The sequence below is a fragment of the Massilia timonae genome, from assembly GCF_001866515.1.
Taxonomy (GTDB): domain Bacteria; phylum Pseudomonadota; class Gammaproteobacteria; order Burkholderiales; family Burkholderiaceae_D; genus Telluria; species Telluria timonae.
In genome coordinates this window covers 5,702,715-5,726,956 of the sequence record NZ_JRYB01000001.1, presented here as the reverse complement: position 1 = coordinate 5,726,956, position 24,242 = coordinate 5,702,715, and the positions used below count along the sequence as shown (strand labels likewise).

The following is a 24,242-nucleotide window of genomic DNA, read 5'->3' as shown; positions in this document are numbered from 1 at the left end:
CCTCGCATGGAACCAAACCCAGCCAAGCAAGACGACGCCGACTTCTCGATCGACCTGTCGCAGGCCGCCGGCATGGCGCCGGCCGAGGCTCCGCCCGACTCGGGGCCTGAAGCGGCTGCCGCCGCGCCTGAGGTCCCTGCGGCCGCCCCGGCGCCGGCCGCGCGCAAGCCCCTCGAGATGCGTGAAATCCAGGAGGCGATCGCGCGCGTGGAAGCCGAGGCCAAGGCCAACGTCGCCGCGGAAAGCCGCCAGACCGCCGAATCGCGCGCACGCGCGCTGGCCGACGAGCGCGCCGCCATCGATGCCGCCGCCGCCGCCGCCGCGCTGGCCAATTCGCAGGCATCCGAAGACGCGATCGCGGCCAACCGCGACCGCCTCGAATCCCTGCGCGCCGCCGCCAAGGCGTCCGCCGAGCGCCTGGACGCGATCCGGCAAGAGACCGCCGAGCTGCGTGCGCGGGTCAAGAGCGATACCGAAATCCGCCTGGCGCTGGAAGCCCGTGCGCGCTCCGAAGAAGAAGCGCGGCGCCGCGCTGCCGTCCAGATGGAAGCCGAGGCCGAGCTGGCGGCCAAGGCCGCCCGCGCCGCCGACGAGCTGGTGGCGCATACCGAACAGGCCAGGCTGCAGGCCGCCGAGCGCATGGCGGCGGTGGAGGCGGCCAAGGAAGAAGTGCTGCATAACGCCAGCGCCGACGCCCGCATCGCCATCTTGGCGCGCGAGCGCGAGCGCGCCGAAAAAGCCGCGCGCCAGACCGCCGAGAAGCTGGCCGAGGCCGAAGCCGAGGCGCTCGACCTGACCCAGCAGCGCGAACGCGCCGACCAGGTGGCCCTGGCCTCGGCGTTCGCGCGCGCGGCGGCCGAGGCGCGTGCGCTGGAAGAAGCGCGCGCCCTGGCCCACATCGAACAGGAACGCGAGGCGATCGCGCTGGCCCAGGCCGAGTCCGAGCGCGTCGCGGCCCAGTCGCTGCGCCTGCGCTTGCAGACCGAAAAGGAATTGCGCGACGCCGCCACCCACCGCGAGCGGCTGGAACAGATGGCCGCCGCCAGCGCCGAGGCGCGGCGCGAGGCAGAGGCCCGCATCCTGGCCGCGACCGAGGCCCGGATCGAAACCGACCGCAAGCTGCAGCTGGTGGCCGAAGACCGCGTCCGCGCCGAGGAAGAAGCGGACGAGCAGGTGCAAGCCCGGCTCGAGGCCGAGGCCGAGGCGGCGCTGGACGCGCGCGCGCGCCGCGCGGCCGACGAGGCGGCGTTGGCGGCGGCCCAGCGCGAGGCCGAGGAGCACCGGCGCGAGCAAGCCCTGGCGGACGAAAAAGCGGCGCTGGCCCAGGCCGCGGCCGAGGTCCAGGCCAAGCGTAACGCCGACGAAGCGGAGGCGGTCGCGTTCGAGGCCGAACTGGTCGAACTGCAGCGCCAGGCCGCGCAACTGGCTGCGCAAAAACGCGAAGAAGCCGAGCGCCTGGCCCAGCTCGAGCGCGAGCGGGTGGCGGCCGAGACCCAGGCCCTGGCGGACCTCGAGCGGAAAGTGGCGGCCGAGCAGGAATTGATGCTGGCGGCCCAGGCACGCAGCGAAGCCGAGGCTGCGGCGGCGGCGGCGCTGGCCGCCAGGGCGCAGGCCGAGCGCCGCCTGGAAGAAGCCCAGCGCGCGACCTTCGAAGCGCAGCAGGCCCAGGCGGACGCGGTAGCGGAAGAAGCGGCGCAAGCCGAGGCGACGCGCGACGCCCAGCAGGCGCATGCGCGCCGGGCGCAAGAGCTGGCCCAGGCCCAGCACGAACGCACCGAGGTCGAGCGCCAGCAGGTGGCGCTGACCGAGCAGGCGATCGGCGCCGAGCGCGAAGCCACGCAAGCCGCGCGCGAGTCGCTGGCCCTGGTCGAGCGCAAGCTGGCCGCCCAGCGCGCCCAGGCCGCGGCCGACGCCCGCGCCAACGAGGCGCAGGCGGCGCGGCTGGCGTCGGAACATGCCGCCGCCCAGGCCGCCGAGGCGCGCGCCGAGGCCGAGGAAACGCAAGCCCGGCTGGCGCGCGAGCGCGAGCTGGTCGAGCAGGCCGCCGTGCAGTCGGCGGTCGAGAAACGCGAAGCCCAGCGCGCGTTGCTGGAACACGCCCAGGCGCACGCCGAGATGCAGCGCAAGGCGGCGCAGGCGACCCTGCAGATGGCCGATGCGCGCAAGCACCTGGTGAACCTGGAAAGCAAGCGCCAGGACGAGCAGGCCGCCGAACTGGCGGCCACCGAGCGGGTCATCGGCGAACGCAAGGTCGAGGCCGGCCAGCGCTCGGTGTCGGCCGACCTGACGCGCGAGGTATTGGGGCGGTTCAAGCAGTCGCAGGCCCGGGCCGGCGACACCTCGGCCGCGCAGGCGGCGGCGCGGTTGGCGGAAGTGATCGCGGCCCAGCGCGAACTGGACCGCGACAAGGAGTAGGGCGGACGGCCGAGCCGGCTGCGCCCAGGTGCTTATTGCGCGGGCGCTGCTGGCGCCGGCGCCCCCTGCGCCTGGCTCGGCGACACCGGATCGACCGGCCCCGTCACCGCACGCTTGACGAAATACTCGGTATCGCCAAAGCAGCTGGTCGGCACGCCCTTGTGCTGCTCGTAGCTGATCTGCACGCGGCGGCCGATATTATTATTCAGCTGCTGCACCACGGCCTCATCGCGCACGGTGAAGGCGAAGCGCTCGGGAATCGCGCCCGGCATGCTCGACAGCAGGATCTCGCCTTCCCAGGTCTTGCACAGCCAGCCTTTCTTGGAGAACGTCTGCAGATAGCCGGCGCGGTCGCCCTCGGAATACGCCCAGGTCAGGGTGAACCAGGTGTACAGGGAACCGAGCACGGCGACGGCGGCGATGACGGACAGCAGGATGGCGGTGGCGCGGGCTTTGGGCATGGTCGGGCAGGGCGATCGAAAAAAGTTGGCACGGGTTGTCAATATGGCAGCGCAAACGCGATGCGCGCTCATTCTGCCATGCCTTGCCGTAATCGCAAACCGCAATTCTCAGCGGTCGCTCGTTGCCCCTTGCTTCAACCGGTCCGCGCCGCCACCTCGGCCTCCCGGGCCGCAATCCTCCTGCGGTAGCGTATGGACGACCACAGCGACACCAGGATGAAGGCCAGCCCGGACAGCCCGGTGAACCATTCCGGGATGTGATAGTGCACGCTGGCGAACATGATCAGGGCTAGGATGCCGATCGCATAATGGGCGCCGTGCTCGAGAAAGACAAATTCTTGCAACGTGCCCTTGTAGACCAGGAACACGGTCATCGAGCGCACGAACATGGCGCCGATGGCCAGGCCCAGCATGATGATGACGACGTCGTTGGTGATGGCGAAGGCCCCGATCACGCCGTCGAAGCTGAACGAGGCGTCCAGCACTTCCAGGTAGAGAAAGCCGCCGATGCTGCCCTGCGAGATCATGGCGCCGACCGACGGGTCTTCTTCCTTTTCTTCGAGCAGGCCGCTCAGCCACTTGACGCCGATATAGATCAGCACCCCGGTCACGCCGGCGATCAGCACCGCCAGCTTGCGCTCGACCGGCATCAGGCTCATGGCGCCCAGGACGCCCAGCAGGGTGATCAGGACGGCCAGTCCCTCGGTGCCGTATTTGCCGACCTTGCTCTCGAACCAGCCGAACCAGTGCAATTCCTTTTCTTCATCGAACAGGAAGTTCAGGAACACCAGCAGCAGGAAGGCGCCGCCGAAGGCCGCGACCTCGGCGTGGTGTTCGGTCAGGTGGCGCGAATATTCGTTGGGATTGTCGATCGCCATATGCCAGACGTCGAACAGGCCGAGGCCGGTGGCGGCGGCGACGATGACCAGCGGGAACAGCAGGCGCATGCCGAACACGGCCACCAGGATGCCGACGGTCAGGAACAGCTTGCGCCAGAATTCGTTCCAGTGCTTGAGCACCGAGGCGTTGACGACGGCATTGTCGAAAGAAAGCGACACTTCCAGCACGCCGAGGATGGCGGTGATCCACAAGGCCTGCAGCAGGCCGGGCAGGCCCCGGTGCTCGTAGCCCCACCAGCCGGCGAGGGCCATCAGGACTGCCGTGACGATGAAGGACCAGCGGAAATGCCGCATACATACCCCTTGTTTGTATTGACTGCCTGGGTCAATATTACCGTTTCCCGGGTTGCTGCGTCCGTTCCAAAAGTCGCCCACCGCGCCTTGCTTCTGAGATAATTCCGCCCAGCATTTTCACCTATAAGACATCATGGAAATTATCTACCTCGCGACGCCCATACTGACCTGGATGGTGGTCGGTCCGATCAAGTTTCTCATTTCCAGCGTCCGCCTGCGGCGCTGGGCCTTCGACCTGGTCGGCAATGGCGGCTTCCCCAGCAACCATAGCGCGGTCGTGTCCAGCATGGCCACCCTGATCGCCCTGCGCGAAGGCATGGGCCATCCGGCCTTCGGCGTGGCCTGCACGCTCGCCTTCATCGTCATGATCGACGCCAACAGCCTGCGCCAGCACGTCGGCCGCCATGCGGTGTCGCTCAACCGCCTGCACGACGGCAAGGCCGACTACGTGATCCTGCGCGAACGCATGGGCCATACCAAGATCGAGATCGCCGGCGGGGTCCTGACCGGCATCGGCATGGGCTTCCTGATCAACGCCGTCCTCGGCGGTTTCTGATCGTGTCCATATGGCGGCGTCCATCCCCCGGACGTCCGCCTGTCCGTTTTACCCCGCATCTCGTCCGGGCTGGAATGCAGCTCATCGCCAAAAAACGCAGTTCATCCATCGAATTCGGCGTTATACAGGTTCGTCAATTGACGCCATCAGGGCCCTCCTGAATACTTCGCGCTGGCTGTATCTATTCTCATTTTTATAAAAAAGACCAAGTCCTTCTCTGGAGAACCACAATGCTGCGCAAAACCCTCCTCGTTCTAGCCATCGCTTCAAGCCTCGTCGCCTGCGGCAAGGATTCCGCCACGGCCCCCGGCCAGGCCAAGGACAACAAGCCGACGCAGCTGACGGTGGCGCCCGAGGATGTATTGACGATCCAGAGCGACGCCATTTCGTCCGGCCCGGTCATCACCGGCTCGATCCAGCCCGAGCGCAAGGCCGACCTGCGCGCCGAAGTCTCGGCCATCGTGCTGCAGGTGCTCAAGGAGAACGGCGAACCGGTCAAGCGCGGCGACGTGCTGGTGCGCCTCGATGAAACCTCGATCCGCGACAGCCTGATGTCGGCCGAGGATGCGCAGCGCGCCGCCAGCCTGGCGCTGGAGCAGGCCAACCGCCAGCTCGAACGCCTGAAAACCCTGAGCGCCTCCGGCATGACCTCGGCCAAGGCCCTGGACGACGCCGAGATGGCGCGCAACAACGCCATGAGCGAGCTGTCGGGCGCCAGGAGCCGCGTCGCCACCGCGCGCCAGCAGCTGGCCCGCACCACGGTGCGCGCGCCGTTCGACGGCATCGTCTCCGAGCGCAAGGTTTCCAATGGCGACACCGCCACCATCGGCAAGGAACTCGTGAAAGTCATCGATCCGACCAGCATGCGCTTCGAGGGCGCGGTGTCGGCCGATTCGGTCAGCACCGTCAAGGTCGGCCAGAAAGTCAATTTCCGCGTCAACGGCTATGGCGAGCAGCAGTTCGCCGGCATCGTCAGGAGGATCGATCCGGCGGCCAACCCGGTCACGCGCCAGGTCGAGGTGCTGGTGGGCTTCGCCGACAAGGCCCAGCCGCGCGTGGCCGGCCTGTACGCCGAAGGCCGCGTCGACGCTTCCGCCACCGACGCCCTGATGCTGCCCGAGTCGGCCCTGGTGCGGGTCGGCGACAACAGCCATACCTGGCGCATCAAGGACAAGACCCTGTCCAAGGTCAACCTGGTGGTCGGCGCGCGCGACCCGCGCACCGGCAACTTCGAAGTCAAGCAGGGCCTGGCCGCCGGCGACGTCGTGCTGCGCGCCCCGACCTCGAACCTGAAGGATGGCCAGAAGGTCGACATGCCGGCCGCGCGCGTCGCCAGCGCCGCCGGCTCGGCCGCCGGCGCGGCGCCGGTCCAGGGCAAGTAATACGGGAAAAATAAAAGGAAAACAACGATGTTCCTGTCCAATTTCAGTGTCAAAAAACCGGTCGCGACGGTGGTGATCATCGTCGCGATGATGGCCATCGGCCTGCTCGCGCTGTCCAAGCTGCGGGTCAACCAGAACCCCGACGTCGACATCCCCGTCATCGTGGTCGACATCCCGTATCCGGGCGCCTCGCCCGAGACCTCGGAACGCGAGATCACCAACCGCCTCGAGAAGCAGATGCAGGCGATCCAGGGCGTCACCGAAGTCAATTCCAACTCCTATGAGGGCGGCGCCACGATCTGGATGGAGTTCGACTTCGACCGCAACCTGATCGAAGCCTCGGACGACGTGCGCAACGCCATCGCCGCGGTGCGCTACAAGCTGCCGATCGAGATGCGCGAGCCGGTGCTGCGCCGCATCGACCCGGCCGCCGAGCCGGTGATGTCGCTGGCGCTGTCGTCGAGCACCCAGAGCCATGCCGAGATCTCGCGCTATGCCGAGGACGTGCTGGCCGACCAGTTCCGCGCCATCGACGGCGTCTCGACGGTGGCCGTCAACGGCGCCCTGCGGCGCGAGCTGTCGGTGCTGCTGCGCGCCGAGAAGCTGCGTGAATTCAACGTGTCGGTGACGGAGGTAACCAATGCCCTGCGCAGCGGCAATACCAATGCGCCGGTCGGCAAGCTGCGCGACGAGCTGGACGAGAAGGGCATCCGCCTGATCGGCCGCATCGAGCGTCCCGAAGACTTTTCGCAGATCGTGGTCAAGCGCAACGGCGACACCATCGTGCGCCTGAACCAGGTGGCCGAGATCCAGGATGGCTTCGCCGACATCAACAGCCTTTCCATGCGCAGCGGCAAGCCGAACGTCGGCCTGCAGATTTCCCGCTCGCGTGACGCCTCGACCGTGGCGCTGGCCAAGAAGGTCCACGAAGTCGTCAAGGAAGCGAGCAAGCACCTGCCGGAAGGCACCAAGCTGGAAGTGACCCGCGACGGCGGCGAGGATGCGCAATCGAGCCTGAACAACGTGATCGAGGCGCTGGTGCTGGGCGCCGTGCTGACCGTGTTCGTGGTCTATGCCTTCCTCAATTCCTGGCGCTCGACCCTGATCACCGCGCTGGCCCTGCCGACCTCGGTGCTGGCGGCCTTCATCGCGGTCTGGCTGTGCGGCTTCACGCTGAACTTCATGACCCTGCTGGGCCTGTCGCTGGCGATCGGCGTGCTGATCGACGATGCGATCGTGGTGCGCGAAAACATCGTGCGCCATATGGAAATGGGTTCCGACCGCCGCACCGCGGCGCTCGAGGGCACGGCCGAGATCGGCATGGCCGTGGCCGCCACGACCTTCTCGATCATGGCCGTGTTCGTGCCGGTGGCCTTCATGCCGGGCGTGTCCGGCGAGTGGTTCCGCCCGTTCGCGCTCACCGTGACCTGCTCGGTGATCGTCTCGCTGTTCATCTCGTTCACGCTCGACCCGATGCTGTCGGCCTACTGGGGCGACCCGCCGGACCACCACAACGCCCCCAAGAAGGGCATCGGCCGCGTGCTGGACCGCTTCAACCACTGGTTCGACCACCAGGCCGACCGCTACGGCCGCGTGATCGCCTGGGCGTTGCACCACCGCCGCTGGATGGGTTTCATCGCCCTGGCAAGCTTCGTCGGCGCGATCGCCCTGCATTCGAGCTTTGGCGGCTCGAGCTTCCTGCCGAAGATGGACTCGGGCACGATCATGATCGACGTGCGCGTGCCGGCATCGTCGAGCATCGAATATGCCCGCCGCAAGGTGGAAGCGGCGGCCGAGCTGGCGCGCACCCTGCCCGAGACCGAGGACACCAACAGCAACGCCAATCTAAATGGCGGCCGGGTCTACGTCGACATCGGCAAGCGCCGCCAGCGCGACCGCAGCGCCTCCGAGGTCGCGGTCGAGCTGCGCGAGAAGGTCAGTCGCCTGGTCGGCGCCGAGTACACGGTCATGGATGACCTGAGCGGCAACGGCAAGCCGGTGCAGATCGAATTCAGCGGCCCCGATTCGCGCCGCCTGATGGAGCTGACCAATGCCTACATGGCCAAGCTGCGCGAAGTGCCGGGCGCGGTCGACGTCACCCTGTCCGAGCAGGATCCGAAAAACGAGCTGCAGATCGTGCTCGACCGCGGCCTGGCGAACATGATGGGTATTTCGGTGGGCGACGCCGCCCAGTCGCTGCGCGTGGCCTTCGCCGGCATAGAGGTGGGCGACTGGGTCGACCCGACCAGCGAGACCCGCGACGTCGCCGTGCGCCTGCACCCGGACGACCGCGTCAATACCGAGAGCATCGAGCGCCTGCCGATCTCGGTCGGCGGCACCGGCATGATGGTGCCGCTCGAGCAGATCGCCTCGATCACCATGGGCAAGGGCCCGTCGGGCATCCGCCACAAGAACGGCGAGCGCATGATCACGGTCTCGGCCAATGCCCAGGGCCGCTCGCCGGGCGAGGTCACGGCCGACGCCATGCGCCTGGCGCGCACCTTCGACTTCCCGCCGGGCTATGGCCTGGCGCTGGGCGGCTCGGGCGAAGACCAGCAGGAACTGTTTACCGAGATGATCATCGCGCTGCTGTCGGGCATCGCCCTGATGTACCTGATCCTGGTGATGCAGTTCGGTTCCTTCACCGCGCCGATCGGCGTGATGATGTCGCTGCCGCTGTCGCTGATCGGCGTGGTCGTGGCGCTGATCATCACGGGGCACACGCTCAACCTGATGAGCATGATCGGCATCATCATGCTGATGGGCCTGGTGGCCAAGAATGCGATCCTGCTGCTGGACGCCGCCCGCGCCCTGGAGCACGAAGGCATGGACCGCGAAGAAGCGCTGATGGCGGCCGGCCGCAAGCGCCTGCGTCCGATCCTGATGACCACCTTCGCGCTGATCGCCGGCATGCTGCCGGTGGCGCTGGCCTTCGGCGACGCGGGCGAGTTCTACCAGCCGCTGGCGATCGCCATCATCGGCGGCACGATCACCTCGACCGTGCTGACCCTGCTGGTGGTGCCGACCTTCTACGACAGCATCGAGATCGCCCGCGACCGCATGCTGGCCAAGTATGGCCGCCGCGCCGAGCGCTGGAACGCGCTGCCGGCCTTCCTGATGACCTTCGTGGAAGCGATCCTGACCCTGACCTTCGTGCGCCTGGTCTATCGCGTGATCGTTCGCATCGGCCGCCTGGTGACCGGCCGCGGCAAGGCCGTGCCGGCCTGATCCTTACCTGCGGGCGGCGCCAGCCGCCCTTGCCCCGACATGGCCAGCCATGCGCTGGCCGTGTCTTTTCGACGACGGGCCGCATGAGCCTGCCAGGGAATTGCCACGCAACGCTTTACCATATTGCGACAGCATTTCTTCTTGTTATGGTCTAATAGCGGATGCCTTGTGGATAATTCGATACTGAACTGCTTGCGCCACAGTGGACAGTATTTCAAGAATCCCGTCTTCCATCCTTCCCGCCGTTAGGTTCCGTGCCCATGTCAGCAATCCCATCATCCTCCACACCTGCCGGTTCCGATATGAACTGGCTCGCCGGCGGCGGCGAGATGGGCGAACTGATCCGCAGCATGGACTGGTCGAAGACGCCGCTCGGGCCGCTGTCCGAATGGCCGCAGAGCCTGCGCACCTCGGTCAGCCTGTGCCTGTCGTCGACCTTCCCGATCCTGGTGTGCTGGGGGCCGGACGACATCCAGATCTACAACGACGCCTACCGCCCGATCTGCGGCGACCTGCATCCGGCCTCGATGGGGGCGCCGTTCAAGGTGGTGTGGGCCTCGGCCCTGCCGATGGTGGGCGCGGCCTTCGAGCGCGCGCACCAGGGCGAGGGCGCCTACATCAAGGACCAGCACATGGAGCTGGACCGCAGCGGCTACCTCGAAGAAGCGAACATGACCTTCTCGTTCTCGCCGATCCGCGACGAGTCGGGAGCGGTGGGCGGCATCTTCCACCCGATCACCGAGACCACGCCCCAGGTGCTGGGCGCGCGCCGCACCCAGGGCTTGCGCGACCTGACCGCGGGCCTGGCCGCGACCCGCTCGATGGCCGAGATCGGCCAGCAGTTGACGCTGCACGTCGAGCGGATGCAGGCCGACGTGCCCTTCCTGCTGTTCTACCAGATCGACCAGGAAAGCGGGCAAGTGCAGCTGTGCGGCGGCGGCGGCCTGCCGCCGGGCTGCGCGCTGGCGCCAACGACGGCGCGGCTGGACGACGCGTGCTGGCCATTCGCGCGCTGCGCCGCCAGCGGCGCGGCGGCCCAGGTCGACGACGTGGCGCAACGCCTGGCGGGCGGGCGCTGCGGACCCTACGACGATCCGCCGCGCTCGGCCCTGGTGCTGCCGCTTTCCCTGCCGGGCCAGCAAGAGCTGTTCGGCTTCGTGGTCGCCGGCGTGAGCGTGCGCCGCGCGCTCGACGCCGACTACCGCAACTTCTACGAATTGCTGCGCGCGGCGGTGAACACCGCGGTCGGCAACGTCATCGCCTACGAGCAGGAACAGCGCCGCGCCGAAGAACTGGCCAAGATCGACCGCGCCAAGACCGCCTTCTTCTCGAACGTATCGCATGAATTCCGCACCCCGCTGACCCTGATCCTGGGCCCGCTCGACGACGCCCTGGCGGACGCCGCGGACAGCATGAGCGCGGCCCAGAGGAAGCGCGTCGAGGTCACCCACCGCAATGCGCTGCGCCTGCTCAAGCTGGTCAATTCGCTGCTCGACTTCTCGCGCATCGAGGCCGGCCGGGTGCAGGCCAGCTACGTGCCGGTGGACCTGGCGCACCTGACGCTCGACCTGGCCGGCGTGTTCGAGTCGGCCATGGTCAAGGGCGGCCTGGCATACCGGATCGCGTTGCAGGACCTGGGGCGGCCGGTCTATGTCGACCGCGACATGTGGGAAAAAATCGTCTTCAACCTGCTGTCGAACGCCTTCAAGTTCACCCTGCACGGCAGCGTCACGATCAGCCTGCGCGAGCACGCCGGCATGGCGCGGCTGTCGGTGCAGGACACCGGCACCGGCATTCCCGAGCACGAGCTGCCGCGCATGTTCGAACGCTTCCACCGCATCGAGGGCGCGCCGGGCCGCACCTATGAAGGCACCGGCATCGGCCTGGCCCTGATCCAGGAACTGGTGCGCCTGCACGGCGGCACGATCGCCGTCTCGAGCGTGTTCGGCGAAGGCACGCGCTTCGACGTCGACCTGCCGTTCGGCCAGGCCCACCTGCCGCAAGACCGCATCCTGCACGCGCCGGACGCGATGGAAGACCGCCAGCGCATGGGTTCCGCCTTCGTCGAGGAAGCGCTGCGCTGGCTGCCGGACGCCGAAGCCGAACCCCACGAGGAGGGGCAGGCGGCGCCGGTCGACATGGCCGGCCAGGCACGCCCGCGCATCCTGATCGCCGACGACAACAACGATATGCGGGCCTACCTCAAGGCACTGCTCGAGCCGCACGCCGAGGTGCGCGCCTGCGCCGACGGCCAGGCCGCCTTCGAACTCGCGCTGGCCGACCCGCCCGACCTGCTGCTGAGCGACGTGATGATGCCGAAGCTCGACGGCTTCGGCCTGATCGCGCAGATCCGCGCCAGCGAGGAGCTGCGCCTGCTGCCGGTGATGCTGCTGTCGGCGCGCGCCGGCGAGGAAGCCAAGGTCGAGGGCCTGCAGGCCGGCGCCGACGACTACCTGGTCAAGCCGTTCTCGGCCAACGAGCTGCTGGCGCGGGTGCGCACCCAGGTGGCGCTGGGCCGCGAGCGCAGCCAGATGGAGCGCGATGCGCGGGCGCGCGAAGCCCATGTGCGGGCGCTGGTCGACGCCTCGCCGGCCATGCTGTGGACCACCGACAACGAGGGCCAGTGCACCTATCTCAGCCGGCGCTGGTACGACTACACCGGCCGCACGCCGGAACAGGACCTGGGCCTGGGCTGGCTCGACAATACCCACCCCGACGACCGCCAGCGCGCGGGCGAGATCTTCCTGGCCGCGAGCGCGGCGCGCGAGCCGTTCTCGATCGACTACCGCCTGCGCTGCCACGACGGCAGCTATCGTTGGTTCATCGACGCCGGCCTGCCGCGCGCGAACGCGGCGGGCGAGCCGGACGGCTACGTCGGCACGGTGATCGACGTTCATGCGCGCAAGATGCTGCAGGAGCGCTTCGAGCGGGTGTCCGAGGCGGGCGACATCGGCGTCTGGTATGCCGACGCGCCGTTCACCGAGTTCCAGCTCAATGCCGAGATGGCCTTGCACTTCGGCCTGGACGGCGCGCGCGCGGCCTCGGTCGACACGCTGCTGGCGGCGGTCGACCCGGAAGACCGCGAGCGGCTGGCCGGCAGCGTGGCGCACGCGGTGCGCGCCGGCGCGCCGCTCGACCTGGAGTTTCGCACCGTGGCGGGCGACGCGCCGCGCTGGCTGCGGGCGATCGGCTGGTGCGGCCTGGACAAGCACGGCCAGCCGGAGCGCTTCGACGGCGTGACCCTCGACATCGACAGCCAGAAGTACGCCGAGCAGGAGTTGCAGCGCCTGGCCAACGAGCTGGGACAGAAGAACCGCGCGCAGAGCGACTTCCTGTTCACGCTGGCGCACGAGCTGCGCAACCCGCTGGCCCCGATCCGTTCCGGCCTGGAGCTGATGCGCATCGGCGCCGCCGGCGGCGACGTGCAGGCCATCATGCGGCGCCAGGTCGACCACATGGTGCACCTGGTCGACGACCTGCTCGACATGGCGCGCCTGGCCGAGGGCAAGGTGACCCTGCGCCTGGAACGGGTGCGGCTGGACGACGTGGTGCGCGAGGCGGTCGACATGAGCATGCCGCTGGTGGAAGCGGGCAGGCACGCGTTGTCCGTGCGCCTGCCGCAGGAACCGCTGGCGCTGCACGCCGACCGCCACCGCGTGGCCCAGGTGCTGAGCAACCTGCTCAACAACGCGGCCAAGTACACGCCGCAGGGCGGCGCGATCGAGCTGGTGGTGCGCGTCGAGGCGAACGAGGTGGCGCTCACGGTGTCGGACAACGGCATCGGCATCGCCGCGCCGGCGCTGGAGACGATATTCGACATGTATGCCCAGGCCCATCTCGGCAGCGGGATGGCGCAGGGCGGCCTGGGCGTGGGCCTGAACCTGGTCCAGCGCCTGGTCAAGCTGCACGGCGGCCGCGTGGCCGCCAGCAGCGCCGGCGCCGGCATGGGCAGCCGGTTCACGGTGTGGCTACCGTTGCCGCAGGGTGCGCTGGCTGGGCTGCCCTGCGCAGTCGCGCCCGAACCGGTGACCGCGCCGGTCTCCGCCACACCGGGCGGCATGCTGCGCATCCTCGTGGTGGACGACAATGTCGACGCGGCCGAGACCTTGCAAGCCCTGCTCGAAATGAACGACCACACCGTCAGCGTCGCCAACGACGGCGCCGCGGCATTGCGCCTCGCCGGCGAAGACCTGCCGCAGGTGGTGTTCCTGGACATCGGCCTGCCCGACATGAGCGGCCACGAGGCGGCCGAGGCGATGCGCCGCATTCCGGGCATGGAAGACGCGACGCTGGTGGCGCTGACGGGATGGGGAGCGGAGCAGGACCGGCGACGTTCGAGCGAGGCGGGGTTCGATCATCACCTGACCAAGCCGGCCGATTTCACGATGGTGGAGAATCTGATCCGCGACGTCGCGGCAAAGCAGCGCACGACGGACTAGCCGACTGCGGCAGGTGCGGGCCCGGAAAAAAACAACCCGGCCGTGAGGGGCCGGGTGCTGGTATGAGGTAGAGCGCTACCCCGAGCGCTGCCCCGAGCGCGCCCCGCGTGCAGGGCGTCGTTCGGTGCGTTGGCCAATCGATTACTGGCCGGTGGTGCCGGTCGGCGGCGTGGTGGTGGTTGCCGGATCGGTGGTGGTGGTGCCGGTGGCGCCTTCCGCGGTGCCGGTGCCGGTGGTGCCGGTCGCGCCGGTGGTGCCTGCCGCGCCGCTGGTGTCGCCGGCGGTGCCGGTCGCGCCGGTGGTGCCGCTGGTGCCCATGTCGGTGGTGCCGGTGCCGGTGGTGCCGGTGCCGGTTGCGCCGGTGCCCACGTCACCCGTGGTGCCGGTGGCGCCCGAGGTGCTGCTTGGCATGGTCGCCGAGGTGTCGGCCGGGGTGGTGGTGGTCGCTGCGTCGTCCTTCTTGCAGGCGCCCAGCAGGGTGGCCAGAACCGCGGCGGTCAGCAGGATTTTTGGTGCTTTGGTCATTGCATTCATTTTTAAACTCCTCGTTTACGTCTATCTTTGTGCCGCAGCTTCCAGCTCATTGGTGAGGCGCTGGAAGAACAACGGCGCCAGTTAGTTCCACCCCTTTGCAATTCAAGGGAGGAACACTCAGGGAACCGACGCAATACGCGGCCCCGGTGCGTACTTCAATCCAACTGTGCCCATTAGACCGGATGCCCGGCTGCCGGTTCGTTAGATACCGCACTCTTGCGAAACTCCGTAACATTTTTTACAGAGTTTTCTTTCGCCGGGCAAAAGTCAAGCACCCAGCTGTTCGTCTCCCGGCACGGGCCGGATGTTCCGGTCATCGGCGCTGCGCTTGATATGGTCGGTGTGAGCAAGCTGTTCCAGCAGCGCGGGCACTTCCATAGAAATTTCTCGCGCCAAATATCCTAAGGTGCCCAATCGTTGCGCCAGGCGGTCGCCGGCGCGTGCGTGCAATGCCACGCCCCAGCAGGCCGCCTGTTCCGGCGCCGCGCCGCGCGCCAGCAGGCCGGCGATGATGCCGGCCAGTACGTCGCCGGACCCAGAAATGGCCAGGCCAATATTGCCTGCGCCTTCGTGTTGCCACAGCGTGCCGTCCGGCGCCGCGATCACCGTGCGTGCGCCCTTGAGCGCGATCACCGCATTCCAGTCGCGCGCCGCCTGCAACGCCGGCGCGTCCGGCGCGCCGACGAGGCATTCTTTCTCGAGGCCGGTCAGGTGGGCCATCTCGCCGCAATGCGGGGTCATGATCACGGGCCGCTCGAAGCGCATCGGCTTGCCCTCGGGCCAGTCGTGCGGCATGTGCAGCATGACGTCCATGGCGCAGGCATCGAGCACCAGGCCGACGCCGGCTGCGTCCAGGCGCGGCAGCAGCGCGTGCACCAGGCGCGCGGTGCAGGGGGCGTCGCGCATGCCGGGGCCGATCAGCACCGCGTCGACCTTGTCGGCCAGCGGATCGAGGCTCCCTAGTGCGTCCAGGTGGAAACCGTCCGTTTCGTTCTCGAGCAGGCCGATCACGCGCGCCTCGGGCATCGCCAGCGCCACCAGCTGGGCCACGCTGGCCCCGGTGGCGATGGTCAGCTTGCCGGCGCCGGCGCGCAGGGCCGCGGTGGCGGCCAGGATGATGGCGCCCGGCATCTCGCGCGAGCCGCCCAGCACCAGGACGTGGCCGCGCAATTCCTTGTCGCCCTCGGCCTGTGGTTGCGGCAGCGGCCATGCCGCCAGATAGTCGGCATCGACGTCGTGCACGGTGTGATTGGTGGAATCCATGGTGCGGCCTCAGGCCTTGGGCGAGGTGGGCAAGTCCTTGGCGACGGTAACCGGGGTGCCGGTCGCTTCCAGCGGCGCCACGAAGTTCACCAGGCGCAGCGCCAGGTCGCCGCGCTTGCCCTTGTCGGGATCGAACTCGTAGGACGTGACCGAGCAGTTGGGCACGTCGCCGGCGCGGTCGAAATCCAGGATCTGCGCCTCGTTCAGGTGCTCGAACAGGTAGCGGAAGCAATTCACGGTGACCTGGTGCGCGACGATCAGCACGCGCTCGCCGCAGAAGTCGCGCTCGAGCGTGTCCATCACGCTGCGCAGGCGCAGGATGACGTCGCACCAGCTTTCGCCGCCCGGCGGGCGGAAATAGAACTTGCCGACGTGGTGGCGTTGTTCGTACAGATCGGGGAAGTGGTGGGCGATGCCGTGCGTGGTGAGACGGTCGAGCACACCGAATTCTTTCTCGCGCAGGCGCTCGTCGGACCGCACGCACAACAGCTCGTCGCGCTCCAGGCGCTGCATCAGGATGTTGGCGGTCTCGGTCGCGCGAACGTAGGGCTGGGACGCTGGTGCGGCGGCAGGGCGGCGAACCAGGCGCCCAGGGCTTCGGACTGGCGCTCGCCGAGGTCGGACAGCGGCACGTCGACGTCGCGGTCGGCGATGTCGATGCGGTGCCCGGCGGCGGCTTCGGCCAGGTCACGCGCAACATTGCCCGCGCTTTGTCCATGCCTGACCAGCCAGATCTCCTGTGGCCATTTCTGCTCCATCGCCGTCCGCCGAAAAGTTAACATGGCGTCATCATGACGGATTCGGCAAGGCGTCAGCGCACGATTGCTGGCGCCCGCGGCGATGTTTACGCGTGCTTACACGGCTTGTTCCTCGCCGTCGAGGTTGACGTCGGCATCGTCCTGGAACACGCGCATATCGGTCTGGCCCAGCACCCGGCTGGTGACGCTGCCGGCCGCGATCGAACCGCTGACGTTCAGCGCCGTGCGGCCCATGTCGATCAGCGGCTCCACCGAGATCAGGAGGCCCGCCAGCGCCACCGGCAAGTCCATCGCCGACAGCACGATCAGGGCCGCGAAGGTGGCGCCGCCGCCGACGCCGGCCACGCCGATCGAGCCGAAGGCGACGATCGCCAGCAGAGGTAAAAGGAAAGCAACGGTGAACGGATCGATGCCGACCGTCGGCGCGATCATCACCGCCAGCATCGCCGGATAGATGCCGGCGCAGCCATTCTGGCCGATGGTGGCGCCGAACGAGGCGGCGAAATTGGCCGTGCCTTCCGGCGTGCCCAGGCGCGCGGTCTGGGTCGCCACGCTCATCGGGATCGAGCCGGCGCTGGTGCGCGAGGTGAAGGCGAACACCAGCACCGGGAAGATCTTCTTCAGGTAGCGCAGCGGATTGAGTCCGACGCCGGCCACCATCGCCAGGTGCACGCAGAACATCAACGCCAGCGCCGCATACGAGGCGACCACGAAGTTGAGCAGGCCCAGGATGTCCTGCAGGCTCGAACCGGCCACCATCTTGGCCATCAGCGCGAACACGCCGAACGGGGTCAGGCGCAGCACCAGGGTCACCATCCGCATCACGATCACGTGGGCCACGTGCACGAAGCCGCTGAAGGACTGGAACACTTCCGGCTTCTTGCCGGCGATGCCGACGGCCGAGATGCCGATGAAGACCGCGAACACCACCACCGCGATGGTCGAGGTCTTGCGCGCGCCCGTCATGTCGAGGAAGGGATTGGCCGGGATGAAGGACAGCAGCAGCGACGGCAGCGACAGTTGCTGCGCCGTGGCCAGGTTGCCCTGCAGGTATTCGCCGCGCGCGACTTCGGCGCTCGACGCGGTCAGGCCCACGGCCGACAGGCCGAACAGCTTGGCCATCGCGATGCCGATGCAGGCCGCGACCACGGTCGTGACGAGCAGGATGCCGATGGTCAGGGTGCTGATCTTGCCGAGCGACGCCGCGTCGCGCAGCTTGAGGATGGCCTGCACGATCGAGACCATGATCAGTGGGATGACGATCATCTGCAGCAACTTGACGTAGCCGCTGCCGATGACGTCGAGCCAGGCATTGGTGGCCACGATGTCGCTCGCGCCGGCGCCGTACACGGCCTGCAGGCCGGCGCCGAACACGACGCCCAGCCCGAGGCCGGCGAACACGCGCTTGGTGAACGAGGCGTGGCGGGCCTGCATGCCATACAGGAGTGCGCAAATGGCCAGGGCGAGGGCCAGGTTCAGGAGGACGGGGAAGGTCATAACACTCGGGTTGAAGCAAGGAATCGCGCCATTCTATCGGCAAAGTTGCCTTGACGTAGTGTTAATGTCACCTTTGCTTATGCGCTCAGAGCATATTGACGGAGGAATATCGTGCGGTCGCGCTAGCTGTGTGTATCTGTTGCTGCACTGCGACGGAAGATAAGTCATAACGCAAGGAAATACTCAATGCTTCCCATAAAGGGAACAATGTTTCTATAATCCAATGGATACCACATTTTTTTATCCATGGGCTTAGGCCAGCGAATCATGTTCAAACATCTCAGCATCAAGTCGCGCCTCATCTTCGTCATCGCCTTCCTGGCCGTCGAACTGGTCGCCGGCGCGGTCATCGGCATCTACAACCTCGGCGTCGCCAACACCGAACTCAAGCAGATGTACGACCACCGCCTGGTGGGCCTGAGCCAGGTGGGCCAGGTCACCCAGCTGATCACCACCAACCAGCTCGCCGTCGCCAAGGCCGTCAACCTGGAAGACAGCGGCCAGCGCAATGCCGCGCTCGAGTCGGTCGACGCGAACATCGCGGTGATCAGCAAGATCCTCGACAGCTACCGCCAGCTGCCGATGACTGCCGGCGAGAAGGCCCTGTACGAACAGTTCACCGAGGCGCGCAAGGTATTCGTCGAGCAGGGCATCCGCCCGGCCATGGCCGCGATCCGTGCCGGCGACAACGCCGGCGCCGTGGCCCAGCTCAACGGCAAGATGACCACGCTGTACCTGCCGGTGGCCGATCTCGGCGCCAGGCTGGTCAAGGAGCAGCAGGACGCGGCGCTGAAGGAATACCAGGCCTCGCAATCGACCTTCGAGATCGTGCGCGCGGTCTGCCTGGCCGGCCTGGTGTTCGGCCTGATCATGGCCGTCTTCGTCGGCTGGGTGCTGGTGCGCGCCATCGTGCGTCCGCTGGAGCAGGCGGTCGCGATCGCCGGCGCGGTGGCCCAGGGCGACCTGACCCAGACCATCGAAGTGACTTCGAAGGACGAGACCGGCCGCCTGCTGCAGGCGCTGAAGGACATGAACGATTCGCTGGTGAAGATCGTGAGCCAGGTCCGCACCGGCACCGACAACATCGCCACCGCCTCGAGCCAGATCGCGGCCGGCAACCTGGATCTGTCGTCGCGCACCGAGCAGCAGGCCGGTTCGCTGGAAGAAACCGCTTCGTCGATGGAAGAACTGACCTCGACCGTGAAGCAGAACGCCGACAACGCGCGCCAGGCCAACGCCCTGGCCACCTCGGCCTCGGAAGTGGCGGGCAAGGGCGGCGCGGTGGTCGAGCAGGTGGTGCAGACCATGGGCGCGATCAATGCCTCGTCGACCCGCATCGTGGACATCATCGCCGTCATCGACGGCATCGCCTTCCAGACCAATATCCTGGCGCTGAACGCGGCCGTGGAAGCGGCGCGCGCGGGCGAGCAGGGCCGCGGCTTCGCGGTCGTGGCGGGCGAGGTGCGCAGCCTGGCGCAACGTTCCGCGGCGGCGGCCAAGGAAATCAAGCTCTTGATCGACGACTCGGTCGACAAGGTGCACCACGGCTCCGAGCTGGTCGAGCGCGCCGGCGCCACGATGCAGGAAATCGTGCAGAGCGTGAACCGCGTGACCGACATCATGTCCGAGATCACCGCCGCCAGCCAGGAACAGACCGCCGGCATCGAACAGATCAACGGCGCCGTGGCCCAGATGGACCAGGTGACCACGCAGAACGCGGCGCTGGTGGAAGAAGCGTCGGCCGCAGCGGCCTCGCTGCAGGAAGAAGCGACCGCGCTGGCGCAGACCGTGGGCGCATTCAAGCTGAATCAGGCCGGCACCAGCCGCGTCAGCGCGGCGGCGCCGCGCGTGACCACGACCTTGCCGGCGGTGGTGGCGAAGGCGCCGGTGAAGGCGCCCGCCAAGCCAGGCAAGGCCGCGGCGCCGGCCAAGCCCAAGGCGCAAGCCGCGCCGGCTGCCGCTGCGAAGCCGAAGAAAGCCGAAACCGCGGACGTCGGCGACGGTTGGGAAGAGTTCTGATTCCAGCTTGAAGCCAAACGGCACGAAGAAGCCAACCCGAGGGTTGGCTTCTGTCGTTTACACCACATTACGTGCGCAGCTTGCGTAGTCCAATCGCGAGCAGCGCGAGCGCCAGCACGCCCAGCGCCAGCAACTGGCCTGTCGGCAGGCGGCCGGGCGCCGCCACATGCTTATAGCGCGGCAGCCGCGCCAGGTCGGCCCGCGTCATTGCCCGCTCCTCGAACAGATACGGATAGAAGAAGCGCCGCAACTGCGCGTGATACGCCGCGATACGGTCCTGGTAGGCCAGCTGCGCCGCCAGGTCGGTATCGGCCAGCCGGTGCAGCAGCACCTGCACGTTCACCGAGGCCAGCACCAGGCCGACGCGCGCCGTCCAGCTTTCTCTTGCCTGCATGCTGGCGCGGTATTCGGCGACGTCGGCGGCGACGGCATCGTCGCCCGCCTGGTGCATCGCGTAGTACCACTTCCAGTGAAAGCGTCCTTCAACCGGCGGCGTGTCCTTCCACTCGGGGTGGGTGCGGAAGAATTTTTCGAAGGTCTCCGGCTTGGGGATGTCCCAGCCCGAGTGCACGGCCTGGCGCTGGGCCAGCGCCAGCTCGACGCCTTTCGACACCGGCGACAGGCGCGCGATCGCGGCGTCGGCCAGGGTCGGCAGGATCATCGTCAAGCCGACCAGGCAGGCCAGCAGGATCGCGGCGCTGCTGCTCGAGGTGCGGGCGCGCGCCGCGACCCAGCTCGCCAGGCCGAACCAGAAGGCCAGATAGAGCGTGGCCACCAGCGCGATCGCCGCGAAGTCCGCCACAGCGGCGCCGGCCACCAGCGCGCCACAGGCCAGCGGCAGCAGGGTGGCCAGCCACACCAGGCCATAGCGCAGGCCGACCCGGCGGCGCCAGGTGTCGGCGGCGGCAGGTAGCGACGCCAGCAGCCGCAGGCGGCCGGCTTCGCGCTCGCTCGAGACCAGGTCGTGCATCAGCGCGATCACGAACAGCGGCGCCAGGAACACCAGCACGAAGGCGAAGTCGAAGCGGCCCGGCATGGCCAGCTCGGGGTTGATGGCCTCGGACTCGTACAGCTGCGAGTGCAGGCCGAGCAGGCGCACGCGCAGGGCCTGCGGCTGCAGGTCGCGCTGGCCGATCGCCGCGAAGGCCAGCGGCGATGGCGGGTTCAGCGTCAGGTGCGGCAGGTAGTAGCCGACCGAGCCGGCTTCGGCCACGCCACCCTTGAGCTGCTTGGCGGCGATGGCGGCATGGTCCTGCGCGTGGTTGGCGGCGATGCGCTCGAGCGCGGCGCGCTGCTGGCTCACGGCCTGCAGGCCGGTCCAGACCGACAGCGCGCACAACAGTGCCAGCAGCACGACGGCGCCGACGGCCAGTCGCGAATGCGCGACCTGGCGCAGTTCAAATGTCAGCGTTTTCATTTGGCCTTCCTTTCCAGGCGTTTCGCGATGGGATAAGCGGCGCCCAGCAGGGCCAGCAACCAGCCGCCCAGCAGGGCGAAGGCCGGCCAGGCATGGCGCGCCGCCACCTCGGCGTAGGGCGCGGGCGGATAGCCGAAGCGCGGCGTGTCGTCCCAGTGGTGCTTGTCGATGCGTTCGTCGCCCGCGCCCTGCGGCGAGACGACGTTGGCGTGCAGGCCGTTGAGCGCCTGGACGAAGGCGTAGCGGTATTTTTCTCCCTCGCCCAGGAAGCGCGCGTGGCTGTCGAGGTTGGTGCCGGCCAGTGCGGTCGACATGCGCCGCAGCGCGATCACGGGGCTGAACAGGCTGGCCGAATGCACGATCGCGTTCTCTTCGCGTTGGCGCGCGAAGTCGGCGCGCATGAATTCGTCGAACAGTTCGCTCGTCAGGCGTTCGCCTTCGGCCATCAACAGGCCGCCGTAGTTCACCGGCAGGTCTTCGACCCGCTGCACGCCGTATTTCTCCAGGGTGCGCGCGTGGAAGGCGTTGAAATAGGGGTCGTCGGGATTGTGGCTGTCGCCGATCGCGGCCAGCCGCTCGTGGATCGCGACTTCGGTTTCGATGCGGCTCGGCCGGCCGACGTCGCCGGCGGCGAAGTCGGGCATCACGCGCGGCAGCAGGATTGCGGTGACGATCCAGCCGGCCACCAGGGCCAGCAGCGCGTCGCGCGCGCGCGGCAGCGTCGCCGACACCAGCACCGCCGCCGCCACCCACAGCAGCAGGTAGAGCGCGTACCCGAGCAGCATCGTCAGCGCCTGCGGCGCCGCCGCCGGATGCAGCAGCGCGATCGCGGCAAGCGCGATGAAGGCGGGAGCGCCGAGCAGCAGCGCCACGCCGGCATGCGCGGCCAGCTTGCCGAGCAACAGGGTCGCGCCGGGGATGCCCTGCACGATCTGCAGGCGCAGCTGGCCGCGCTCGCGCTCGCGCGCGACGCTGCCGAAGGCCAGGAACACGATCAGCAGGGGCGTCAGCACCTGCAGCACGAAGGCCGGGGTGAGCTGGCCGAAGCGCAGCAGCACCGAGGACTGGCCCGCATCGCTGAAGTTGGCGCTGTTCTGGCGGTGGCCTTCGAGGAACAGCGTGTTGCCGGTGAACGGATCGACGCCGAAGTCGAAGAAGGCGAGGGGACTCAGCGGACGGAACACGTAGTGCCCGTAGTGCACCACGCGGTGCGGATGACGATCCGGCTGGTTGTGCCACTGTGCGTCGGCCGTGCCTTGAAAGCGCGCGCGCTCGGCGTCGACGGCTTGCACGCGTTCGTGGCTGACCAGGATCGCGGCCAGGGTCAGCGCCAGCATGAGGATGCCGGCGGCCACCGCCACCCGGTTGCGCAGCATGGCGCGCCATTCGCTGCGGGCGATGGCGGGCAGCGCTTGCCTGATGGTGGCGCTCATGCCGGTTCCTTTGCCTGCGTCGTTCCGGCATAGCGCCGGTACAGGTCGCGCACGTCATAGCGTTCGTCCCCGCCGGCCGCGACTTCATGGCTGATGTGGCCGCGCTCCAGGAAGCCGATGCGGTCGGCCACCTCGGCCGCCCCCAGCAGGTCGTGGGTGATCATGAAGATCGCGCTGCCGCGCCCGCGCAGGCCCTGCAGCAGGGCGTTGAACTCGCTGGTGGCCTGCGGATCGAGGCCGGTGGTGGGTTCGTCCAGCAGCAGCACCGGCACCTGGCGCGCCACGGCCAGCGCGATCGCGACCTTCTGGCGCATGCCTTTCGAATAGCCGCCCAGGCGGCGTTTCCAGGCCGAGGCGTCCAGGCGCACGGCGTCCAGGGCCGCGTCGATGCCGGCGTCGCTCCAACTGCTGCCGGCCAGGCGCAGGAAGTATTCGATGTTCTCGCGGGCGTCCAGATGCTCGTACAAGGCCACGTTCTCGGGCACATAGGCCAGTTGGCCGCGCGCGGCCAGCGGGTCGGCGGCGACGTCGACGCCGCACACGCGCACGCTGCCGGAGCGGGGCGCCGTGAAGCCGAGGAAGGTGTTCATGGTGGTCGACTTGCCGGCGCCGTTGCCGCCCAGGAGGGCATAGATCTCGCCGCGCGCGACGCGCAGGGACAGGTCGCGCAGCACGGGCGCGGACTGGTAGGCGACGGTCACGCCGTTCGCCTCCAGGGCAGGGGTATTCATGGTCATCGTGGTCCTTTGTGGTGAAGCGGGAGCGACAGGCGACACGCGCGTCGCGGCGTGAAAGCCGGCGGCGGCGCGCGCGGGATGCACGCAGTGCGCGAAAGCGCATGCGCGCCCGCAAGCCGGCGCGGGCCGGCCTGCACGGGTACTGGAGGCGGATCAGTGGCGCGGAGGCGCCTGGCGGGAAGGAATCAGGTAGCGGCGCAGGACGACCGGCGCGGGGCGCGGCAGGCGTGCGAGGACGTAGGCGATGACGAGGAAGATCGCCAGCAGTTGTGGCGATGCCGCGGGAAGGTCGGCCGTGGAATGGGAAGCGAGCTGGCAGCTGACGCAGTCGGACAGCTGTTCGGACAGGTCATGGTCGTGGAACGAGGCGCCCACGAGTTGCAGTGCAAGGATCAGCGCGCACAGGCAGGCCAGCACCCGGCGCAGGGGTGCGCTCATCTGCTGAAAGCTGGCGGCCTGGAACTGCATGCGATCCCGATTGACGTTGATGCGGGGCAGTATAGCCCAGCGGACATCGAGCCGACAACCGGGTCGCACCAATCGAGGCTTACTCGAAGGCGATCAGCAGCGCGGTCAGGCCGATGCAGGCGGCGGCGATGACGCCGATGCGGGTGCGCAGGCGGCGGCCGTTGGAGACGATGTCCTTGGCGATGCCGCGTTTCGGCGCCTGTGGGTTGCTGCGGTCGACCGCGGTCGCGGCATGGATGGAAGAATGGTGGCGTTCGGTATGTTCGGTGTTCATGGTTGACTCCAGCGCCGTCTCGAATGAAGACTGGCAAGTAGATGATGAATGGCCGGCGTGAGCCGGGCGTAATACGAAGATGGTGTGCCGTTCAGGCGCGCGGGGCGCGCTGGGCAGGAAGAAGGGCTGTCTGGCAACTGTGGCAACTGGGCCGCACCGCCACGTCGT

At 68.1% G+C, this 24,242-nt stretch carries 16 protein-coding genes and 1 pseudogene; 6 read left to right on the top strand and 11 right to left on the bottom strand.

Annotated features, from left to right (window positions below):
* The first annotated feature begins 6 nt into the window (after nucleotides 1-6).
* On the top strand, nucleotides 7-2,415 hold the full coding sequence (locus LO55_RS24445) for a coiled-coil domain-containing protein (protein WP_071363451.1): 2,409 nt from the start codon (nucleotides 7-9) through the stop codon (nucleotides 2,413-2,415).
* A gap of 32 nt (nucleotides 2,416-2,447) precedes the next feature.
* On the opposite strand, the gene LO55_RS24440 is transcribed toward LO55_RS24445, so the two are convergent.
* Nucleotides 2,448-2,876 (bottom strand): DUF8785 domain-containing protein, encoded by a 429-nt coding sequence (locus LO55_RS24440; protein WP_005669411.1) that lies wholly within the window; start codon nucleotides 2,874-2,876, stop codon nucleotides 2,448-2,450.
* Nucleotides 2,877-3,010: 134 nt separating this feature from the next.
* A complete protein-coding gene (locus tag LO55_RS24435) occupies nucleotides 3,011-4,069 on the bottom strand; it encodes a DUF475 domain-containing protein (RefSeq protein ID WP_071363450.1) in 1,059 nt (352 codons plus the stop codon).
* Nucleotides 4,070-4,202: 133 nt separating this feature from the next.
* Between LO55_RS24435 and LO55_RS24430 the strand changes: the two genes are divergently transcribed.
* The 4 genes from LO55_RS24430 to LO55_RS24415 all read left to right on the top strand — a co-directional run bounded on the left by LO55_RS24430 (nucleotide 4,203) and on the right by LO55_RS24415 (nucleotide 13,674).
* Complete coding sequence (locus LO55_RS24430) at nucleotides 4,203-4,625, top strand: divergent PAP2 family protein (protein ID WP_071363449.1); 423 nt, start codon at nucleotides 4,203-4,205, stop codon at nucleotides 4,623-4,625.
* A gap of 230 nt (nucleotides 4,626-4,855) precedes the next feature.
* Nucleotides 4,856-6,007 (top strand): efflux RND transporter periplasmic adaptor subunit, encoded by a 1,152-nt coding sequence (locus LO55_RS24425; protein ID WP_071363448.1) that lies wholly within the window; start codon nucleotides 4,856-4,858, stop codon nucleotides 6,005-6,007.
* A gap of 27 nt (nucleotides 6,008-6,034) precedes the next feature.
* Nucleotides 6,035-9,235, top strand: a complete 3,201-nt coding sequence (locus LO55_RS24420) for an efflux RND transporter permease subunit (RefSeq protein ID WP_071363447.1) — start codon at nucleotides 6,035-6,037, stop codon at nucleotides 9,233-9,235.
* Nucleotides 9,236-9,537: 302 nt separating this feature from the next.
* A complete protein-coding gene (locus LO55_RS24415) occupies nucleotides 9,538-13,674 on the top strand; it encodes an ATP-binding protein (RefSeq protein ID WP_071363446.1) in 4,137 nt (1,378 codons plus the stop codon).
* Between the two features lie 141 nt (nucleotides 13,675-13,815).
* Here the strand turns inward: LO55_RS24415 and LO55_RS24410 are convergent, their stop codons facing one another.
* The 4 genes and pseudogenes from LO55_RS24410 to LO55_RS24395 form a co-directional block, all read right to left on the bottom strand.
* Nucleotides 13,816-14,208, bottom strand: a complete 393-nt coding sequence (locus tag LO55_RS24410) for a hypothetical protein (RefSeq protein ID WP_071363445.1) — start codon at nucleotides 14,206-14,208, stop codon at nucleotides 13,816-13,818.
* Nucleotides 14,209-14,475: 267 nt separating this feature from the next.
* Nucleotides 14,476-15,471: an NAD(P)H-hydrate dehydratase gene (locus tag LO55_RS24405; RefSeq protein ID WP_071363444.1), complete on the bottom strand. Its 996-nt coding sequence runs from the start codon at nucleotides 15,469-15,471 to the stop codon at nucleotides 14,476-14,478.
* A gap of 9 nt (nucleotides 15,472-15,480) precedes the next feature.
* A pseudogene (locus tag LO55_RS24400) lies at nucleotides 15,481-16,229 on the bottom strand (histidine phosphatase family protein).
* A 96-nt stretch (nucleotides 16,230-16,325) separates the two neighbouring features.
* Nucleotides 16,326-17,726: an L-cystine transporter gene (locus tag LO55_RS24395; protein ID WP_005669437.1), complete on the bottom strand. Its 1,401-nt coding sequence runs from the start codon at nucleotides 17,724-17,726 to the stop codon at nucleotides 16,326-16,328.
* Nucleotides 17,727-17,993: 267 nt separating this feature from the next.
* On the opposite strand from LO55_RS24395, the gene LO55_RS24390 reads away from it, so the two are divergent.
* The gene (locus LO55_RS24390) at nucleotides 17,994-19,745 is read left to right on the top strand and encodes a methyl-accepting chemotaxis protein (RefSeq protein WP_071363443.1); all 1,752 of its coding nucleotides are present in this window, start codon (nucleotides 17,994-17,996) and stop codon (nucleotides 19,743-19,745) included.
* 67 nt (nucleotides 19,746-19,812) lie between these two features.
* On the opposite strand, the gene LO55_RS24385 is transcribed toward LO55_RS24390, so the two are convergent.
* The 5 genes from LO55_RS24385 to LO55_RS24365 all read right to left on the bottom strand — a co-directional run bounded on the left by LO55_RS24385 (nucleotide 19,813) and on the right by LO55_RS24365 (nucleotide 24,074).
* Nucleotides 19,813-21,162, bottom strand: a complete 1,350-nt coding sequence (locus LO55_RS24385) for an ABC transporter permease (protein WP_071363442.1) — start codon at nucleotides 21,160-21,162, stop codon at nucleotides 19,813-19,815.
* Nucleotides 21,159-22,595, bottom strand: coding sequence for a DUF3526 domain-containing protein (locus LO55_RS24380; RefSeq protein ID WP_071363441.1), 1,437 nt, complete (start codon nucleotides 22,593-22,595; stop codon nucleotides 21,159-21,161). The genes LO55_RS24385 and LO55_RS24380 overlap by 4 nt, the downstream gene beginning before the upstream one ends.
* Nucleotides 22,592-23,326, bottom strand: coding sequence for an ABC transporter ATP-binding protein (locus LO55_RS24375; RefSeq protein ID WP_307188259.1), 735 nt, complete (start codon nucleotides 23,324-23,326; stop codon nucleotides 22,592-22,594). Before LO55_RS24375 ends, LO55_RS24380 begins: the two co-directional genes overlap by 4 nt.
* 159 nt (nucleotides 23,327-23,485) lie before the next feature.
* Entirely contained in the window at nucleotides 23,486-23,800 is a 315-nt protein-coding gene (locus tag LO55_RS24370; protein ID WP_071363439.1) for a hypothetical protein, read from the bottom strand.
* A gap of 79 nt (nucleotides 23,801-23,879) precedes the next feature.
* Entirely contained in the window at nucleotides 23,880-24,074 is a 195-nt protein-coding gene (locus LO55_RS24365; protein WP_005669451.1) for a hypothetical protein, read from the bottom strand.
* Nucleotides 24,075-24,242 lie beyond the last annotated feature (168 nt).

Excerpts from the sequence above, each read along its gene's own strand:
- LO55_RS24375 (WP_307188259.1), bottom strand. The coding sequence starts at position 23,326 with ATGAATACCCCTGCCCTGGAGGCGAACGGCGTGACCGTCGCCTACCAG.
- LO55_RS24410 (WP_071363445.1), bottom strand. The coding sequence starts at position 14,208 with ATGAATGCAATGACCAAAGCACCAAAAATCCTGCTGACCGCCGCGGTT.
- LO55_RS24420 (WP_071363447.1), top strand. The coding sequence starts at position 6,035 with ATGTTCCTGTCCAATTTCAGTGTCAAAAAACCGGTCGCGACGGTGGTG.
- LO55_RS24405 (WP_071363444.1), bottom strand. The coding sequence starts at position 15,471 with ATGGATTCCACCAATCACACCGTGCACGACGTCGATGCCGACTATCTG.
- LO55_RS24385 (WP_071363442.1), bottom strand. The coding sequence starts at position 21,162 with ATGAAAACGCTGACATTTGAACTGCGCCAGGTCGCGCATTCGCGACTG.
- LO55_RS24370 (WP_071363439.1), bottom strand. The coding sequence starts at position 23,800 with ATGCAGTTCCAGGCCGCCAGCTTTCAGCAGATGAGCGCACCCCTGCGC.
- LO55_RS24395 (WP_005669437.1), bottom strand. The coding sequence starts at position 17,726 with ATGACCTTCCCCGTCCTCCTGAACCTGGCCCTCGCCCTGGCCATTTGC.
- LO55_RS24425 (WP_071363448.1), top strand. The coding sequence starts at position 4,856 with ATGCTGCGCAAAACCCTCCTCGTTCTAGCCATCGCTTCAAGCCTCGTC.
- LO55_RS24435 (WP_071363450.1), bottom strand. The coding sequence starts at position 4,069 with ATGCGGCATTTCCGCTGGTCCTTCATCGTCACGGCAGTCCTGATGGCC.
- LO55_RS24430 (WP_071363449.1), top strand. The coding sequence starts at position 4,203 with ATGGAAATTATCTACCTCGCGACGCCCATACTGACCTGGATGGTGGTC.
- LO55_RS24380 (WP_071363441.1), bottom strand. The coding sequence starts at position 22,595 with ATGAGCGCCACCATCAGGCAAGCGCTGCCCGCCATCGCCCGCAGCGAA.
- LO55_RS24440 (WP_005669411.1), bottom strand. The coding sequence starts at position 2,876 with ATGCCCAAAGCCCGCGCCACCGCCATCCTGCTGTCCGTCATCGCCGCC.
- LO55_RS24365 (WP_005669451.1), bottom strand. The coding sequence starts at position 24,074 with ATGAACACCGAACATACCGAACGCCACCATTCTTCCATCCATGCCGCG.
- LO55_RS24390 (WP_071363443.1), top strand. The coding sequence starts at position 17,994 with ATGTTCAAACATCTCAGCATCAAGTCGCGCCTCATCTTCGTCATCGCC.
- LO55_RS24415 (WP_071363446.1), top strand. The coding sequence starts at position 9,538 with ATGAACTGGCTCGCCGGCGGCGGCGAGATGGGCGAACTGATCCGCAGC.
- LO55_RS24445 (WP_071363451.1), top strand. The coding sequence starts at position 7 with ATGGAACCAAACCCAGCCAAGCAAGACGACGCCGACTTCTCGATCGAC.